3 protein-coding genes are annotated in these 2,020 nt (G+C 34.5%); 2 read left to right on the plus strand and 1 reads right to left on the minus strand.

Going from position 1 to position 2,020, the window contains the following annotated elements:
• The first annotated feature begins 147 nt into the window (after positions 1-147).
• Both P8M54_RS12495 and P8M54_RS12500 read left to right on the plus strand, forming a co-directional pair.
• A complete protein-coding gene (locus P8M54_RS12495) occupies positions 148-612 on the plus strand; it encodes a hypothetical protein (protein ID WP_300288241.1) in 465 nt (154 codons plus the stop codon).
• A gap of 16 nt (positions 613-628) precedes the next feature.
• Complete coding sequence (locus P8M54_RS12500) at positions 629-1,531, plus strand: N-acetylmuramoyl-L-alanine amidase (RefSeq protein WP_300288242.1); 903 nt, start codon at positions 629-631, stop codon at positions 1,529-1,531.
• A 201-nt stretch (positions 1,532-1,732) separates the two neighbouring features.
• Here the strand turns inward: P8M54_RS12500 and P8M54_RS12505 are convergent.
• Positions 1,733-2,020 (minus strand): outer membrane beta-barrel protein (locus tag P8M54_RS12505; RefSeq protein WP_300288243.1); only part of this gene is annotated, 288 nt, incomplete at its 5' end.

Here is a 2,020-nt window from a genome sequence, read left to right on the forward strand (position 1 = left end):
GAAGTTTTAATTGATGCCTCAAAACATTATTTAAAAACAGCTGATTTTGCCATGATTAGAATTACTGAAGCAACAGAATTTGATTTATACGGAGAGCCAGTTTAAAGAATATTTTTAATTTTTATACCTCTAATTAAAATAACTACTATGAAAACAGTTCAAGCAGTATTTGTTTATTTTTTATTATTAAGTTTTAGTACTATGTCAGCCCAATACGGCAACAATGGATATGGTAATAATGGTTATGGCAACAATGGATACGGCCGTGGAAACAGCATGAATCAAATGAGCCAAAACAGAGAACCTGAGAAACCTAAGGAGATTCCTGTAGAAGTTACTGTTGGTAAAATAATGGAACGAATGAAGGCTTCATTAGAGCTAGATGCGCTTCAAGAAATAGCCATTGCTAATGTAATTACTGAAAGCTTGAGATCACAAGGGATTTTAATGAAAGATGAAAGTAATCAAGAACAAAAGGTCAAGGAGTACGAGGCTCTGTCTGAAACGACAGATAGAAAAATAAAAGAGTTCCTGAACGCTGATCAAATAGAAAAGTTTAAGGCACTAAAAGAGGACCGTACAACTCCTACAAAGAAGAGAAGAAGAAAGTAGTTAACGAGGTTATTACATGAAAAAACAATTATATTTTTTAGCTATTGTTACGACAATTGTATCTTGTTCTCCCAATCCCTATAAAGGAAGCGAAGAGGAGTACAACAGCAAATTGAAAACGTACACAGAAACAATTTCTAACAAGGTTCCAACAGAACTGCCCGCAGTATCAAAAAGTACCATTAGTATTGACAGCTCTTATTCAAAACAGCTGTATATATTTAAGGATAGCCTTAATAATGTTGCAGCTTCATCTGCTGAGAACAATAGAAATGTAAAATGGATTGGAACAGTGAATTTTAATTTACGAAAGCCAAATTTTATTATTTTACATCATACCGCTCAAGATTCTACCGCTCAAACGATACGCACATTTACGTTAAGCAGAACACAGGTAAGCGCACATTATATTATCGATGATAATGGTGAAGTTATACAAATGTTAAACGACTACTTGAGAGCATGGCATGCCGGATCAGGAAGTTGGGGTAAAGATACCGATATCAATTCTTCATCAATAGGTATCGAGCTAGACAATAATGGTAAGGAGCCGTTCTCTGAAAGTCAAATAAGCAGTTTGATGGCTTTATTGAATAGATTAACAAAAGAATACCGCATTCCTAAACAGAATATAATTGGGCACTCTGATATTGCTCCAAGTCGCAAACAGGATCCAAGTGCATTTTTCCCATGGAAAACCTTAGCCGACAATGGATTTGGGATTTGGTATGATGATACTTTAGAAGAGGCACCATTAAATTTTAATCCAGAATTAGGCTTGCGAATCATTGGGTACAATACAAAAAATTTAGGATCAGCTGTTTCAGCCTTTAAGCTACATTACATGCAAAGAGACGTTAATTCAGTATTAGATCAAAATACAATAAATACTATTTATGCGGTCTACAAGAAGCAATAATTTAGTATCTCATTTATTAAAAGGGAGTTTCACAAATAGTGAAACTCCCTTTTTTTTTGAGCAAAAAATGCACTGCTTACCCCCAAAAAAAAAACTGCCATCATACAAAAGTACTTTGGCAGTTAAAAAAAAAATATAGGGGGAATAACAATCTTATATAAACACGCTTAGCATTTACATGTATATTTTTAACGATTACTTTTAAAATCCATATACTACACCTACAGCAAACTGCGCTGCAGATTTAGTTGGAAGCAAATCAGAGTCTACAAAGATATCATCAGAAGCGTTATCTAATCTAAGCTCTGGAATTATTGTAAGTCCTCCTGCTTTTAAGTTTGCAGACAAAGTAAAAGCTGTAAACGAAGTGTCTCCTGATCCTTCTTTGTAGTCAAAGTATTCAGCTCTTAGTCCCAATCCAAAATTATCAGAAATTGCGTAAGATGGATACAAAGCTGCCCCAGTATACCCTGCATCACCTTCATTACT

The sequence above is a fragment of the Flavobacterium sp. genome (genome assembly GCF_029242675.1).
Classification (GTDB): domain Bacteria; phylum Bacteroidota; class Bacteroidia; order Flavobacteriales; family Flavobacteriaceae; genus Flavobacterium.

Bases quoted from the DNA above. Each gene is read 5' to 3' on its own strand.
- P8M54_RS12495 (WP_300288241.1), top strand. From the start codon at position 148: ATGAAAACAGTTCAAGCAGTATTTGTTTATTTTTTATTATTAAGTTTT.
- P8M54_RS12500 (WP_300288242.1), top strand. From the start codon at position 629: ATGAAAAAACAATTATATTTTTTAGCTATTGTTACGACAATTGTATCT.